Genomic DNA, 14850 nt, shown 5'->3' on the forward strand with positions numbered 1-14850 from the left:
TCTAATGCATGTCTCCCAAAAGTGGGAACCGGTTTTGGGATGAAGACATGCATGAAAACAAAAGCTTAAAGCGTGTCATACGAGTACGATAAAATGCGACGCGCTTTAAGGATTGGCGGAATTGTTGGGGCGATTCCAGCCAGAGAGGAATGAGAGCCCCGTGTTTACTGGGAGGAAGACTATGCGAGGGAATTTGATGAAGCTTGCTTTCGCCGCCTTGACGGCGGGTGCGCTTGCCTTTGGCAGCGCAGCAAGCGCACAGGACAAGAAAGTGACGATCGGCGTTTCGATCCCGGCGGCCGATCATGGCTGGACGGCAGGCGTCGTCTATCATGCCGAACGCGTGGCGAAGCTTCTGATGGCTGAGCATCCGGGCCTCAACGTCATCGTCAAGACGTCGCCCGATGCGGCATCGCAGGCCAATGCGTTGCAGGATCTGGCCGTTCAGGGCCTCGACGGGCTGGTTGTTCTGCCGACCGATCCCGATCCGCTCGTCAACGCCATCAAGGAAATCAAGGACAAGGGAACCTTTGTCGCTCTGGTCGACCGCGCACCAAGCAGCAACGACAATTCCATCCGCGATCTCTACGTGGCCGGTAACAACCCGGCGCTTGGACAGGTGGCCGGTGAATATATCAAGAAGACCACGCCCGATGCCCAGGTCGTCGTCATTCGCGGCCTGCCGATCCCGATCGATCAGCAGCGTCAGGACGGTTTCGACAAGGGCATTGAAGGCTCTAACGTGAAGGTTCTGGATCGCCAGTATGGTAACTGGAACCGCGACGATGCTTTCCGTGTCATGCAGGACTTCCTGACCAAATATCCGAAGATTGATGTGGTCTGGGCACAGGATGACGACATGCTTGTCGGCGTTCTCGAAGCCATCAAGCAGGCCAACCGCAGCGACATCCAGTATGTTGTGGGCGGTGCAGGCTCCAAGGATATGATCAAGAAGGTGATGGATGGCGACAAGCTTGTGCCGGTTGATGTGCTCTATCCGCCAGCAATGGTTTCAACTGCCATGGAACTCGCCGCCGGTCATTTCTATGACCAGATTCCTGTGAGCGGCAGCTACATCCTCGATGCAACGCTCGTCACCAAGGACAATGCGAAGGATTTCTATTTCCCGGATTCGCCGTTCTAAGGTGCTTGAATACCGTGCGCCTGTCTGGGCAGGCGCACGGTTTTTCTTTTCATTCCCGATATGCAGCGCGAAGCGCGCTCTCAAATTGCTCGATGCCGGTTGATGGCGGGGTCCGGGCAGATTCAGGAGAAATTTGATGAAGACAATCAAAGGCCCCGGGATTTTTCTTGGGCAGTTTGCAGGCGATGAAGCGCCGTTCAACACATGGGATGGCATCACCAAATGGGCTGCCGAAAAAGGCTATGCCGGGGTGCAGGTTCCCACATGGGCGAGCCAGCTGATCGATCTGAGGCAAGCTTCTGAATCGAAGGATTATTGCGACGAATTCGCCGGGGTGGCTCGCCAGAACGGTGTCGAAGTCACGGAGCTTTCGACCCACTTGCAGGGCCAGCTCGTTGCTGTGCATCCCGCCTATGATGAAGCTTTCGACGGTTTCGCAGTACCGGAAGTACGCGGCAATCCCAAGGCGCGTCAGGCTTGGGCGGTCGAGCAGGTAAAGATGGCGATCCGCGCCTCGCGCAATCTCGGCATCGGCGCGCATGCAACCTTCTCCGGCGCGCTGGCCTGGCCGTTTGTCTACCCGTGGCCGCAGCGTCCTGCTGGTCTGGTGGAAACAGCATTTGGGGAACTCGCCCGACGCTGGAAGCCGATCCTCGATCACGCTGACGAACACGGCGTCGATATATGCTATGAAATCCATCCCGGCGAAGACCTGCACGATGGTGTGACCTTCGAGATGTTTCTGGAGCAGGTCAAAAATCACCCGCGGGCCAACATGCTTTACGACCCGTCGCATTATGTCCTGCAGTGCCTCGATTATCTCGACAATATCGACATCTACAAGGACCGCATCAAGATGTTCCACGTCAAGGATGCGGAATTCAATCCGACCGGGCGGCAGGGTGTCTATGGCGGCTATCAGGGCTGGGTCAACCGTGCAGGCCGCTTCCGCTCGCTCGGTGACGGGCAGGTGGATTTTGGCGCGGTATTCTCCAAGATGGCCGCAAATGACTTTGACGGTTGGGCCGTTGTCGAATGGGAATGCGCGCTGAAGCATCCTGAAGATGGAGCGCGTGAAGGCGCGGAGTTTGTCAAGGCGCACATCATCCGCGTCACCGACAAGGCATTTGACGATTTCGCATCCGGCGGCACCGATGACGCCGCCAATCGCCGTATGCTTGGATTATGAGGACGCAATGACCATCGAAGCTAAAACTACGGAAACTGCTGCTCCCCGTATCCGCCTCGGCATGGTGGGCGGTGGGGCTGGCGCGTTTATCGGCGGCGTGCACCGCATGGCGGCGCGGCTCGACAACCGGTTCGAACTGGTGGCAGGCGCTTTGTCGTCATCAGCGGAAAAGGCGCAGGCCTCGGGGCGCGAACTGGGGCTGGCCGAAGACCGCATCTATTCCAGCTACAAGGACATGGCTATTCGTGAGGCTCGGCTGAAAAACGGCATTGAAGCCGTTTCCATCGTAACGCCGAACCACGTTCACTATGAAGCTGCCAAGGAGTTTCTGCGGCGCGGCATTCACGTCATCTGCGACAAGCCGCTGACCTCGACGCTTGCCGATGCGAAGAAGTTGAAAAAGGTCGCCGATGAAAGCGGTGCCTTGTTTGTTCTGACGCATAATTACACGGGCTATCCGATGGTGCGGCAGGCGCGCGAGATGATCGCCAATGGCGATCTTGGCGATCTTCGTGTCGTACAGGTGGAATATGCGCAGGACTGGCTGACCGAAGCGGTTGAGGCAACCGGTGCCAAGGGCGCTGTCTGGCGCACCGATCCGGCGCAATCGGGACTAGGCGGCGCGACCGGCGATATTGGCACGCACGCCTTCAATCTCGCCTCCTTCGTGACCGGCCTGGCGCTCGACAGCCTTGCGGCTGATCTCGACAGTTTTGTCGAGGGACGTCGCCTGGACGACAATGCGCATGTGATGCTCCGTTTTGCGGGCGGTGCCAAGGGCATGCTCTGGTGCAGCCAGGTTGCGCCCGGCAATGAAAATGCGCTGCGCCTGCGCGTCTATGGCACAAAGGGCGGCATTGAATGGGCGCAGGAGGACCCGAACTATCTCTGGTTCACGCCTTTTGGCGAGCAAAAGCGGCTCATCACGCGGGGCGGTGCCGGTACTGGCTCTGCGAGCGCACGCGTGACCCGCGTGCCGGCTGGGCATCCTGAAGGTTATCTGGAAGCTTTTGCTACGATCTATTCGGAAGCGGCCAATGCCATCGAAGCTCATCGCAACGGCAAAAAGCCGGATAGCGCCGTGATTTATCCAACCGTCGATGACGGATTGAAGGGCGTTGCTTTCATCGATGCCTGCGTGCGCTCGTCACAGAAAAACGGCGGCTGGGTCAAGCTTTAGAAATTGACATGGATTAAAAGAAAGGGCGCCAATGGCGCCCTTTTTTGTATCCGTCGATTTAATGGCTTCAAACGTAGCGATTGACGACGTTTTCGAGATACTCTTGGCGGCCGGATTTCGGCTGCGGATTGATGTCCTTCGTTTCGACTTCAGCTGTGATCTGGTCCAGCGAGAGGCCAGTCAAAAGCTTCTTGCCGAAATCGCCGTTCCAGCCTGCATAACGCTCATCGAGCGGCTTGGACAAGGCGCCGTCTTCAAGCATTGCGGCGGCTGCTTTCAGCCCGCGTGCACAGCAGTCCATGCCACCGATATGGCCGATCAGCAGGTCTTGCGGATCGAGCGACTGACGGCGCAGCTTGGCGTCGAAATTCGTGCCGCCGGTGGTGAAGCCGCCTGCCAGCAGGACCTGATAATAGGCGAGCGCCATTTCCGGCACATTGTTCGGGAACTGGTCCGTATCCCAGCCTGACTGATAGTCATTGCGGTTCATGTCGATGGAACCGAAAATGCCAAGTGCACGGGCAAGCGCCAGTTCATGCTCGAACGAATGACCGGCGAGAATGGCGTGGCCCTGCTCAATATTGACCTTCACTTCGCTTTCGAGGCCGTAACGCTTCAGGAAGCCATAAACCGTCGCGACGTCGTAATCATATTGATGCTTGGTCGGCTCCTGCGGCTTCGGTTCGATCAGGATCGTGCCCTTGAAACCGATCTTATGCTTGTATTCGACCACCAGATTGAGGAACCGTCCCATCTGGTCAAGTTCGCGTCCAAGATCGGTGTTGAGCAGCGTTTCATAGCCTTCGCGACCACCCCAGAGCACGTAGTTCTCACCACCGAGCCGTTTCGTTGCGTCGATGCAGCTTTTTACGGTCGCTGCGGCAAAGGCGAACACATCTGGATCGGGATTGGTTGCGGCCCCGCCCATATAGCGGCGGTTGGAAAAGAGATTGGCTGTGCCCCAGAGCAGCTTTACGCCGGTTTCGGCCTGCTTCTTCTCGAAAATATCGACGATTTCGTTGAGATATCGTGTGTTTTCCGCAAAGTTGCGTCCTTCGGGCCGCACATCGGCATCGTGGAAGCAATAATAGGGCGCGCCAAGCAGGGAGAAGAACTCGAAAGCCACGTCAGCTTTGAGCTTTGCCGCATCCAGCTCGTTGGAATACCAGGGACGGTCGAAGGTGCGTCCGCCGAACGGGTCGCCACCCTCCCAGGCAAAGCTGTGCCAGTAGGCGACTGCAAAGCGCAGATGGTCTTCCATGCGCTTGCCCAGCACGATTTCATCCGGATTATAGTGGCGAAATGCCAGCGGGCTATCACTGTCCGGCCCCTCATATTTAACCTTTTGAATGTCGCCGAAAAATCCGGTGCTCATTGTGTCCTCCCGTTCGAATGTCGTCATGTCTGATTGTTTGCGGCAGCGTCACGAACCGGCGAGGGCGTGCAGTGCCGGATAAAGGGCGTGATAGCGCTGATAGGCTTCCTCATAGGCAGGGAGCAGGGCGGCTTCCGGCTCTATCGTGCGCTCCGTACGCGGTGGCGTGCAGACGGCAAATGGATCGACGCCGGTTGCCGCAATGAGGCCCAGTCGTGCGGCACCATAAGCGCCGCCGAAGTCGCCTTCTTCCGGCAAGGCAATCGGTACATTCAACGCGGTCGCGATTGCCTTCAGCCAATAGGTGGAGCGCGAGCCACCGCCGACGGCGGTCAGCGACTTGATATCGGTGCCAGCCGATTGCAGCGCGGCGAGATTGTCACGGATAGCGAAGGCGACGCCTTCCAGAACGGCTTGCGTTAATGCGCGCTGATCGGATTCATGCTCAAGGCCTGAAAATACGCCGCGTATCTTCGCATCGTTATACGGGGTGCGTTCGCCCGAGAGATAGGGCAGGAATGTCGCGCTGCCCGGTGCATTCAGCGTGTCGCCGAGTGCCTTATCGAGTTCATGTGCCGTTTTGCCGACAAGCCGTGCATACCAGTCAAGCGCGCTTGCTGCGGACAGGATGACACCCATCTGGTGCCATGTGCCGGGCAAGGCATGACAGAAGGCATGAACCGCACTTTCAGGCTTCGGCTGATAGGCACCATTTGCGGCAAAGAGCACGCCTGATGTGCCGAGCGAAACGAAGGCATGGCCCGGCTTAACTGTGCCCATGCCGCAGGCCGAGGCGGCATTGTCGCCAGCACCGCCCGCCACGACCGGCTGACCGGCAATGCCCCATTCGGCGGCAAGTCCGGCCCGCAGCCGTCCGGTTGCGTCCGTGCCTTCGGCAAGGCGCGGCATCTGGCTCTCATCGAGGTTGGTCTTGTCCAGAAGCTCGCGCGACCAATGGCGTGCACCGGTATCCAGCCAGCTCGTGCCTGCCGAATCCGACATGTCGGAGACATATTCCCCGGTCAGCCAGAGGCGAAGGTAGTCCTTCGGCAGCAGCACCTTGCGGATGCGCGCAAAAATATCCGGTTCGTTATTGGCAACCCAGACCAGCTTCGGTGCGGTAAAACCGGGAAAGACAATATTGCCGGTGATGGCGCGAAACGCCGGATCGGCATCGAGTTTGGCCGCTTCGCGATAGCTGCGCGTATCGTTCCAGAGGATGCAGGGGTGCAATACCTGATCCTGTTCGTCCAGCAGGGTAGCGCCATGCATCTGGCCGGAAAGGCCGATACCGGCAATCGCTGAAAACTCTTTCGGATGGGCCGCGCGTAGGCCATCAATTGCAGTGCGGCAGGCCTTGATCCACTGTGCCGGGTCCTGTTCGCTCCAGCCCGGATGGGGGCGGGACACGTCCAGTTCGCCATGGGCCGAACCGATCACCGTCTGCGCGTCGTCGATCAACAGCGCCTTGACACCGGATGTTCCTAGATCGAGCCCGAGATACATATTTGCTCCTGTTGGAAAGGCGTTGTGGCCCGCGCGTCAGTCGAAATGCGGCAGGTTGTCTTTAAGGAAAATTTCGATGCGGATGTGTTCCTGTCCCGGAACGATCGCCAGACGATCCGCAGATGCTTTGAGAACCCGGATGGCGCTGCGGATTTCATGGCCCGCATCCTGCGCCAGCACCGCATGGATAATGCCATCTGTCAGCGCTTTTGAGGTCACGCTGTCGCGTTCATGCGCGATGACGAGCGGTCGATTGGATGTATGCTCAGCCAACGCCTTCACAAGACCGCTGTTGCCAGCGCCGAGGCTATAAATCCCGGCAATGTCGCTGCGCTCGTCAAGCAGCTTGCCGACAAGCTGTTCCACACGCGATCCTTCATCGAAGCCTTCCAGAACGGGCAATATCTCGCGGCCCGGAAAGTCTGCTTTCATGGCTGCCGTAAAACCGTCGAAACGTTCCTGATGATCGCGGACTTTCAACGAACCGGCGACCACCGCAAGAGCCCCCTCCGTTCCGTTGGCAAAGAGCCCCAGAAGCCGCGCTGCCGTGCGTCCGGCTGCGCCGTTATCGACGCCGACATAATGCGTTCGTGTGGAATGCCCAAGGTCGGATACGAGCGTGACGGCGTGAATGCCTTGCTCACCCAATCGGGCGCAGGCTTCGCGCACGGGATCGGTGTCGACTGCCACGAATGCAACGCCGTCGGGCTTGCGTGAGGCACATTCGTCCAGTGCTGCGACAAGTGCTGCTTCATCGAAGGCCGGAACGAGTACGACATTGACCAGCACACGCTCAGCCAAAGCCCGTTCTGTCGCGGATTGCAGTTCCGCGCGCAGGCTCAGCATGAAGGTATTTTCATTGTCCGGCAAAATAAAATCGAACTGATAAAGCCGTCCGCGCGCGAGGTTGGCAGCACCCACATCGCGCACATAGCCGAGCGTGTTCATCGCTTCCATAACCCGGTCGCGCGTCTTCGCTCTCACGCCCGGACGTTCGTTCAGCACACGGTCTACCGTGGCAAGGCTGACGCCCGCTGTTCTGGCTATATCATGGACTGTAGGTTTCATCCTCGCTCCTCGATGCGGACCATAAGATCAAAAATGAGGTACGTAAATCAAAAAATGCTTGCTATTCATTTTTCTTCACGTATCAATGGTTCCCGAGGATGGGGCAGTGTGTCTTTTGCACGCTGTCCCGATGGAGTGATCTTGGCGCAAAGCGCCTTTGGGAGGATCAGCCATTCAAGGAATAAGCAGCTCTGAAGAGGGCTGTTTTGTTGTGCCGAACTCCGGGGGCGGAATACGTTCGGGGGCGCGGTTTGGTATCAGCCGGTAGCACGCCGGTGTTGTTTGGAGGAGATTTGCATGAAACGTCGTAATTTTCTGACCGGCGCGCTGGTTGCCGCGGCTTTGGGCATTGGCGCCATGGCGTCCACGCCGGTCTATGCTTCGCCGGAAAACCCGGTCATTGGCTTTTCCATCGACGACCTTCGCGTCGAGCGCTGGGCGCGTGATCGCGACTATTTCATTGAAGCGGCAGAAAAGCTGGGCGCCAAGGTCAATGTACAGTCGGCTGACGGCAACGAGGAAAAGCAGGTCAAGCAGGTTGAAAACCTGATTGCGCAGGGTGTTGACGCCATCGTCATCGTGCCGATGAACTCCAAGGTTTTCGATGCGGTTGTGGCTGATGCCAAGGCATCCGGCATCAAGGTTCTGTCCTATGACCGTCTGATCCTCAATGCGGATATCGATGCCTATATCTCGTTCGACAATGAGCGCGTCGGCTTCATGCAGGCTGAAGCCGTTCTGAAGGCCAAGCCGGAAGGCAATTATTATCTCCTTGGCGGCTCGCCGACGGATAACAACGCCAAGCTTCTCCGTGCCGGACAGGAAAAGGCTCTGAAAGAAGCTATCGATTCAGGCAAGGTGAAGGTCATCGGCTCGCAGTGGGTGAAGGAGTGGAGCCCGACGGAAGCGCTCTCCATCATGGAAAATGCTCTGACGGCTGCACAGAACAAGATTGATGCGGTTGTTGCTTCAAACGACGGCACCGCCGGTGGCGCCATTCAGGCTCTTGCCGCGCAGGGACTGGCTGGAAAGACTGCTGTTTCCGGTCAGGATAGCGACCTTGCCGCCGTCAAGCGTCTGATTGACGGTACGCAGACCGTGACGGTCTACAAGCCGCTGAAACTCATTGCTTCGGAAGCTGCCAAGCTGACCGTCCAGATGGTCAAGGGTGAAACGCCTGAGTTCAATTCCAAGCTCGACAATGGCGGCAAGCAGGTCGACACGCTTCTGCTGACGCCGACTGCCGTGACCAAGGACAATATCGACATCTACGTTCAGGACGGCTTCTACACCAAGGAGCAGATTGAAGGGAAGTAAGCTTTTCCGGCGACTTATCCTTGAGAGAATAGTGGGGCCGGAAGTCTGGAAATCATGATCCAGCTTCTGGCCCCACCAACTTGTCGATGCTGTCTGTGACAGCGTTGTCCGGAACATTTCCGCCAGAAGATGGTGTGGTTTGAAACCGGACGGCTCATTCTGCTGCATTACTGCAAGGTCATATGCGATGTCCGAATATCTTCTAGAGATGCGCAATATCGGTAAGGACTTCAACGGCGTGAAAGCGCTTGACGGTATTTACCTGAAAGTGCGCGCGGGCGAGTGTGTCGGCCTTTGCGGTGAGAACGGCGCAGGCAAATCCACGCTGATGAAAGTGCTTTCCGGCGTTTATCCCCATGGCACCTGGAGCGGGGAAATTTTCTGGGAAGGCCAGGAACTGAAGGCGACGGGCATCCGCGATACGGAAGCCGCGGGTATCGTCATCATCCATCAGGAACTCATGATGGTGCCGCATCTCTCGGTTGCGGAAAACATCTTTCTGGGATCGGAGCCGACAAGCGGAGGCTTCATCGATTATGACCAGATGAATGCGCGCGCGACGGAACTTCTGGCGCGCCTCAAGATCCATGACATCAATGTCGCGCTTCCGGTCTATCATTATCCGGGTGGCAAGCAGCAGTTGATCGAGATCGCAAAGGCGATCAACAAGAATGCGAAGCTGCTCATTCTGGATGAGCCGACATCGGCGCTGACGGCATCCGAAACACGCGTCCTTCTCGATCTCATCAAGGACTTCAAGGCGCAAGGCATGGCCTGTGTCTACATCTCCCACAAGCTGGATGAAGTGGCCGAAATTTCCGACACGGTGACGGTCATTCGCGACGGAACGCATATCGCGACGAAGCCGATGGCGGAACTCACCACGCCAGCCATCATCACCATGATGGTGGGGCGCGAGATGAAAAACCTGTTTCCGCGCGAGCCGCACGATATTGGCGAGGTTGTTTTCGAGGCACGCAAAATCAACTGCTGGGATGTGACCAATCCGGATCGCAAGGTGGTCGACAATGTTTCATTCGCGCTGCGACGCGGTGAAATTCTCGGTATTGCCGGGCTGGTGGGCGCGGGGCGCACGGAACTGGTGTCCAGCCTGTTCGGTGTCTGGCCCGGAGCGCATGACGGTCAAGTCTTTCTGGAAGGCAAGGAGCTGAAAATCCGCACGCCGCGTGATGCGGTTCGACAGGGCATCTGCATGGTGCCGGAGGACCGAAAGAAGGATGGCATCCTGCCGATCATGCCTGTGGGCTATAATATGACGGTCTCCGTGCTGGATCGCTTTTCCTTGCGCGGATTGCTCGACAAGGAAGCGGAACTGGCCACGATCCAGCGCGAAATTCTGCGCCTCAAGGTGAAGACTGCCGATCCGATGCTGGAAATTGCGTCCCTGTCCGGTGGCAACCAGCAAAAGGCGGTGCTGTCGAAGATGATGCTGCCAGACCCCAAGGTGCTCATTCTCGATGAGCCGACGCGGGGCGTCGATGTTGGTGCGAAATATGAAATCTACAAACTGATCTTCGCACTCGCGAAACAGGGTGTCGCGGTGCTGATGGTCTCTTCCGAAATGCCGGAAGTTCTTGGCATCAGCGACCGTGTTCTCGTGATCGGCGAGGGCAGGCTGCGTGGCGATTTCCCCAATGAAAATCTTACCCAGGAGAAGGTGCTTGCCGCTGCAATCGGCAAACCGATGACCAATGCGGCCTGATCCTCGAATAACTCTTTGTTTTCACGCATTTTCCTTATGCAAAACCGCTTCACATCTTTGCTGGAAATGCTCAAATTTGACCGGTGCATGATATGACATTGACGGGCAAAAGCCTTCGGAAGTTTCTGGCGGATTATAAGATTGTCGCGCTGCTGATTGTGGTTGCGCTCATCTGGGCATTGTTTGCGATCCTTACCTATGACCCCGAAATGGGACGTTCGCAGTTCCTGACGGCACGCAACTTCTCCAATCTTCTACGCCAGATGGCCATTACCGGAATGCTCGCATCTGCGATGGTTTTCGTCATTGTTGCCGGCGAAATCGATCTTTCTGTCGGCGCACTATTAGGGCTTTTGGGCGGTGTCGCCGCTGTTCTCGATGTGATCTACGGATGGCCCTTATGGGCGACGATCAGCACGGTTCTGGTTCTCGGCGTGGCGCTTGGCGCTTTTAACGGCTGGCTGACTGCCTATCTCGGCATACCGTCCTTCATCGTCACGCTTGGCGGCCAACTTGTGTTTCGCGGCATCGTGCTCGGCATTATGGGTGGCGTCACCATTGCGCCGATCTCTCCGGAGTTCAAATATATCGGACAGGGCTATCTGCCGGGCTGGCTTGGCAATCTCTGCGCCATTGCCCTGTTCGGCGTGCTGATCCTGATGACGTTGCGTACGCGGGCCAGCAAGCGCAAGCATAATCTCCAGACACTTTCATCCGGGATGGAAGTCGCAAGGCTTCTCGGTATTGGTATCCTGATCCTCGGTTTTATCCTGATCCTCAACAGCTATCAGGGTGTGCCGGTTCCGGTGCTGATCCTGCTGGTGATCCTTGGCGTCTTCACTGTCATTGCAAAACAGACCGTGTTTGGTCGCCACATCTATGCGGTTGGTTCGAACACCGAAGCGACGCGCTTTTCCGGCGTGAACGTCAATTTCGTCAAAATGGCAGTCTTCGCACTGATGGGGTTGATGGCGGCGGTGGCTGGCCTGACAACGACCTCACGCCTCGCGGCAGGCACGCCATCGGCAGGCATGGGCGGCGAACTTGACGCCATTGCCTCCTGTTTCATCGGCGGCACCTCCATGCGCGGCGGCGTTGGTTCCGTGCTGGGTGCACTGGTCGGTGCGCTCATCATGTCGAGCCTCGACAACGGCATGTCCATGCTCGGCGTCGATACGTTCTGGCAGCAGATCATCAAGGGGAGCATTCTTGTTCTGGCTGTCTATCTCGACATCGTATCTTCCGGCACGCGGCGTGGATAAGTGCAGGTCTATATATTAGACGAATAAAATATATTGAGCCCTACCAATCAGCTGGCTAAACTGCGGCCATGACGATGCTCAAGGATATCGGCGGTCTGCTCGCTCTGACAGCCCGTCTTCTGGCACGGTTCTGGCCCCAGCTGCTGCTTATCGGTACGCTGGGCTATATTGCACGCGACTTGCTGCTCGATGCTGCGGTACGCGCGGGCGGATATTTTCCGCTCGCCGGAATGGTCGTGCTTTCGCTGGTCGTACTTGTGAAGCTGCTCGTCGTGGTGACGATGTTCGCCACGCTGCGCCCCGGATTGCCAGCGCTTGCTTCGTTGCGCCAAACCGCTACGGCAGGAACCGCACCGTCGCCCGACAATCGCAAGGCCGACCGTATGCTGATGGTGACGGCAGCCGTCATTCTGCCGTTCTTCGCCTATTACGCCGCATGGGGCTTTCTTGGCGACACAGTGCGCGAATATTCGCGGCTTGCTTTTGAGCGCACAGCCTTTGGCGAGAAGATGCACATATTCGACCTTGTGCGTTCCGGCAGCCTGATCGCGGCAATTTTCGTCTGCTGGCTGATCCGCTGGATTGCCAAACGGGCGAATGAGAAAGTCCATTCACCTTGGTTGCGGCTGTTGATTGTCGCCGCCGACGCAAGCTGGATATTCATAGGTCTGTTTGCGCTCGATAAGTGGAAGGATGATCTCATCCGCTGGATTGGGGCCGGGTCCCTGCTCGATGGTTTCGATGTCAGTGCTGCATGGTTGTCGATGAGCGCTTACGCTGCCGAAAATTTTGTGCCCGTGGAGTTTCAGCAACCGAGCTTCTGGGTACAGGCGCAGAATCTGTTCTTCTATGCGCTCTTGCCGATGGTCTGGCTGGTGATGGCGGCCATCATCTACGGCTATGATCTGTCCGCCAGGAAAGCACCGGTTCCGCCAGCCCCATCTCGCGGAACGACCTTCCGGAAGTGGTTGAGCGACTTCACTGCACATTATCTGGGCGGTTATCGCAGCCGCTACCGGCCTGTATGGACCTGCCTGAAACTTGTCGTCGGGGCAGGGCTTGGAACCCTGCTGTCGTTTATCGTTCTCTACCGTGCCATAAGCTGGACCGGCGCATGGATCTGGTACGGTACGACCCATTATCTTGGACCATACGATATCGAAATTTGGCAACGCATCGCCAATGTTCTGGCTATTCTGATCGGTAGCCCGACGGAGCTTGATGGCGGCATCCTGCTTGACGCAATACGTATCGCACTTCTGGCGGCAGTCCTCGAATATGCGTTGGTGAGCCAGAAGAACAGGGCTATTTCAGAACCAGATGCTCAGGCTGTTTCCCCAGCATAGAGAGCGATAGCGAAAGCTCTCCAACGTTTTCGGGAACAAGAAAGCTCTCGACGATACGAACCGGGGCGCTGCCATTTTCATTGGCAAGATCATAGCATTTCGGCTTGTCGGCGGCTTCCGGTTTCAGTTTTTGGATTACTTGATTGGATACATACAATGTCGACCAGCTGCGGCCTTCAGCGTCCGTCGCAGTTACGAAACAGGGTATCAACTGTTTCAACTGTTCAGTGTCCTGAATAGCCACTTCGATTTCTGCAAGTACGATACTGGTTTTTGGCAATGTGCCTGGAAACTTGTCCAATGCGACCAGTTTCCAGTTGGCACCAGCATAAGTCTGCACATCGCCACGCGGCACGACAATCGGCTCTTGCAGGTTCTGCTCGATCCAGCGCAACAAACCGCCGTCGGAACGCACGAAAACAGCAAGGGGCAGGGCGATAATCAGGAGAGCAAGGCATATCCAGAACGATTTTCGCTCGCCTGAAGAGGCTGCTTCACTCATTGGCTGACCTCCAATTGCCAGGGCATGATGGTCCCCATGCGTTTGATCGCGATTGACTGGCTGACATTGTCCTGCGCCGTGGAGTTCATGCTGATCTGCACCTGTTCTGAAAGAGGGGTCAGTGAAGATTCGGCAATGAGCAGCTTTCCACCTGCGATCTGGTCACGCGGCAATTCAAACACCATCAGTATAGGACGTGGAATCCCCGGCTCCAGCCGTTCAGAGCCGACTATACCGGGCGCATAAGTCGGGCGTTTGCTCATGGCGTAGCGGATACCGTTCGGCCCAAGCCATTCGACAGCCGCGAGGCCAAGGCTCTCGATCTTTGCTTTGGCTGCGGCCTCGATGACCAGCCATTCGCCATCCGTATTATAGGCGCGGGTGCTTCCGATGCCGGGTGTTGTCAGTTGCCGGGCTCGATAAACATTCACGATGCCGACGACGAAACGACTGGTTTCTGCTGGCTTTCCCTGCTGTCCTTCAATGGTTACGGAGGAAAAGATATCGCTGTAATAGGGGGTGGAATGCTGCATGCCGTATAGCGCGGCGACGGCCACGCACAGCATGAGAGTGCTTTTGAGCCAGCCCATCATCCTTCGCTCTCGGCAGATGACATATGAACAGGCAATTGGATGACCGCGATGGGGTCCCGATCAAGCCATGTAGAGGCCCCATAGAGATTATCCCGCTTCTTGTAGATTTCACTGCCAATGAGGAGCCGCACTTCCTGCGGCGGAGTTTCACCTTGCGGCCATTCCCATACTACGGTCAGCTTTTCCGGCATGCCGGGATTGATCGGACTCGCAATCCATTTGTCCTTGATGATGTAAACGATCGGGTCTTTCAGCGCCGGATTTGGCGGATCGAGGGTGAGGAGCCTTCGCGATGCATAGGCTGACGACGCGGAACGATTGTCGAGACTGACATCGACCATGAGGTAGTTTTTGGGCTCGTAAGGTTTCACGCCGGTCGGTGGAACAGAGCTAAAGCGCGCGCCGGTTATCGCCACGTGCCAGCGTCCAGTATCGACCGTCTCGCCGGGGCTCAGTTCCCGCATAGGCTCGGGATTGGCTGCCTCATAAATTGCCGCTGCATAGGAGAATACGCTTGCGGCGGCCGTGCCGATACCCGCAATGACGATGGCAGCCAGTCGCTGCCGGAAGCTTCGACGCTGTTCGTCCGCCATGACACCTCCCTCTGTGCTGGCGATTCAAACGACAATACAGGCCCCCGGCCAA

Annotated in this window: 13 protein-coding genes; 7 read left to right on the forward strand and 6 right to left on the reverse strand. The window is 57.2% G+C overall.

Features of this window, described 5'->3' with window-relative positions; genetic code table 11:
* Positions 1-181 precede the first annotated feature (181 nt).
* From OANT_RS17635 to OANT_RS17645, 3 genes are all read left to right on the forward strand, one after another.
* Positions 182-1144: a substrate-binding domain-containing protein gene (locus tag OANT_RS17635; RefSeq protein ID WP_012092835.1), complete on the forward strand. Its 963-nt coding sequence runs from the start codon at positions 182-184 to the stop codon at positions 1142-1144.
* Between the two features lie 136 nt (positions 1145-1280).
* On the forward strand, positions 1281-2333 hold the full coding sequence (locus OANT_RS17640; protein WP_012092836.1) for a sugar phosphate isomerase/epimerase family protein: 1053 nt from the start codon (positions 1281-1283) through the stop codon (positions 2331-2333).
* A 7-nt stretch (positions 2334-2340) separates the two neighbouring features.
* Entirely contained in the window at positions 2341-3513 is a 1173-nt protein-coding gene (locus OANT_RS17645) for a Gfo/Idh/MocA family protein (protein ID WP_012092837.1), read from the forward strand.
* Between the two features lie 67 nt (positions 3514-3580).
* Here OANT_RS17645 and xylA read toward each other — a convergent pair whose 3' ends face one another.
* From xylA to OANT_RS17660, 3 genes are read right to left on the reverse strand one after another with little or no spacing between them, the layout of a single operon-like run.
* Positions 3581-4888, reverse strand: a complete 1308-nt coding sequence (gene xylA / locus OANT_RS17650; protein ID WP_012092838.1) for a xylose isomerase — start codon at positions 4886-4888, stop codon at positions 3581-3583.
* 48 nt (positions 4889-4936) lie between these two features.
* A complete protein-coding gene (gene xylB / locus OANT_RS17655) occupies positions 4937-6394 on the reverse strand; it encodes a xylulokinase (protein WP_012092839.1) in 1458 nt (485 codons plus the stop codon).
* 36 nt (positions 6395-6430) lie between these two features.
* Positions 6431-7462 carry a LacI family DNA-binding transcriptional regulator gene (locus OANT_RS17660; protein WP_010658611.1) on the reverse strand — a complete coding sequence of 344 codons (1032 nt, stop codon included), beginning with the start codon at positions 7460-7462 and terminating at the stop codon, positions 6431-6433.
* 297 nt (positions 7463-7759) lie between these two features.
* Between OANT_RS17660 and xylF the strand changes: the two genes are divergently transcribed.
* From xylF to OANT_RS17680, 4 genes are all read left to right on the forward strand, one after another.
* Positions 7760-8779, forward strand: coding sequence for a D-xylose ABC transporter substrate-binding protein (gene xylF / locus OANT_RS17665; protein WP_010658612.1), 1020 nt, complete (start codon positions 7760-7762; stop codon positions 8777-8779).
* Positions 8780-8966: 187 nt separating this feature from the next.
* Positions 8967-10502: a xylose ABC transporter ATP-binding protein gene (locus OANT_RS17670; RefSeq protein WP_012092840.1), complete on the forward strand. Its 1536-nt coding sequence runs from the start codon at positions 8967-8969 to the stop codon at positions 10500-10502.
* Between the two features lie 92 nt (positions 10503-10594).
* Positions 10595-11764, forward strand: a complete 1170-nt coding sequence (locus tag OANT_RS17675) for a sugar ABC transporter permease (RefSeq protein ID WP_012092841.1) — start codon at positions 10595-10597, stop codon at positions 11762-11764.
* A 68-nt stretch (positions 11765-11832) separates the two neighbouring features.
* Positions 11833-13110, forward strand: a complete 1278-nt coding sequence (locus OANT_RS17680; protein ID WP_012092842.1) for a hypothetical protein — start codon at positions 11833-11835, stop codon at positions 13108-13110.
* Here the strand turns inward: OANT_RS17680 and OANT_RS17685 are convergent.
* From OANT_RS17685 to OANT_RS17695, 3 genes are read right to left on the reverse strand one after another with little or no spacing between them, the layout of a single operon-like run.
* Positions 13070-13612 (reverse strand): hypothetical protein, encoded by a 543-nt coding sequence (locus OANT_RS17685; protein WP_012092843.1) that lies wholly within the window; start codon positions 13610-13612, stop codon positions 13070-13072. The two genes, OANT_RS17680 and OANT_RS17685, sit on opposite strands and share 41 nt — an antisense overlap.
* Positions 13609-14202 (reverse strand): hypothetical protein, encoded by a 594-nt coding sequence (locus OANT_RS17690; RefSeq protein WP_040128716.1) that lies wholly within the window; start codon positions 14200-14202, stop codon positions 13609-13611. Before OANT_RS17690 ends, OANT_RS17685 begins: the two co-directional genes overlap by 4 nt.
* Positions 14202-14798: a hypothetical protein gene (locus OANT_RS17695; RefSeq protein WP_012092845.1), complete on the reverse strand. Its 597-nt coding sequence runs from the start codon at positions 14796-14798 to the stop codon at positions 14202-14204. The genes OANT_RS17690 and OANT_RS17695 overlap by 1 nt, the downstream gene beginning before the upstream one ends.
* Positions 14799-14850 lie beyond the last annotated feature (52 nt).

It is taken from the genome of Brucella anthropi ATCC 49188 (assembly GCF_000017405.1).
In the GTDB taxonomy this organism is placed as follows: Bacteria; Pseudomonadota; Alphaproteobacteria; order Rhizobiales; family Rhizobiaceae; genus Brucella; species Brucella anthropi.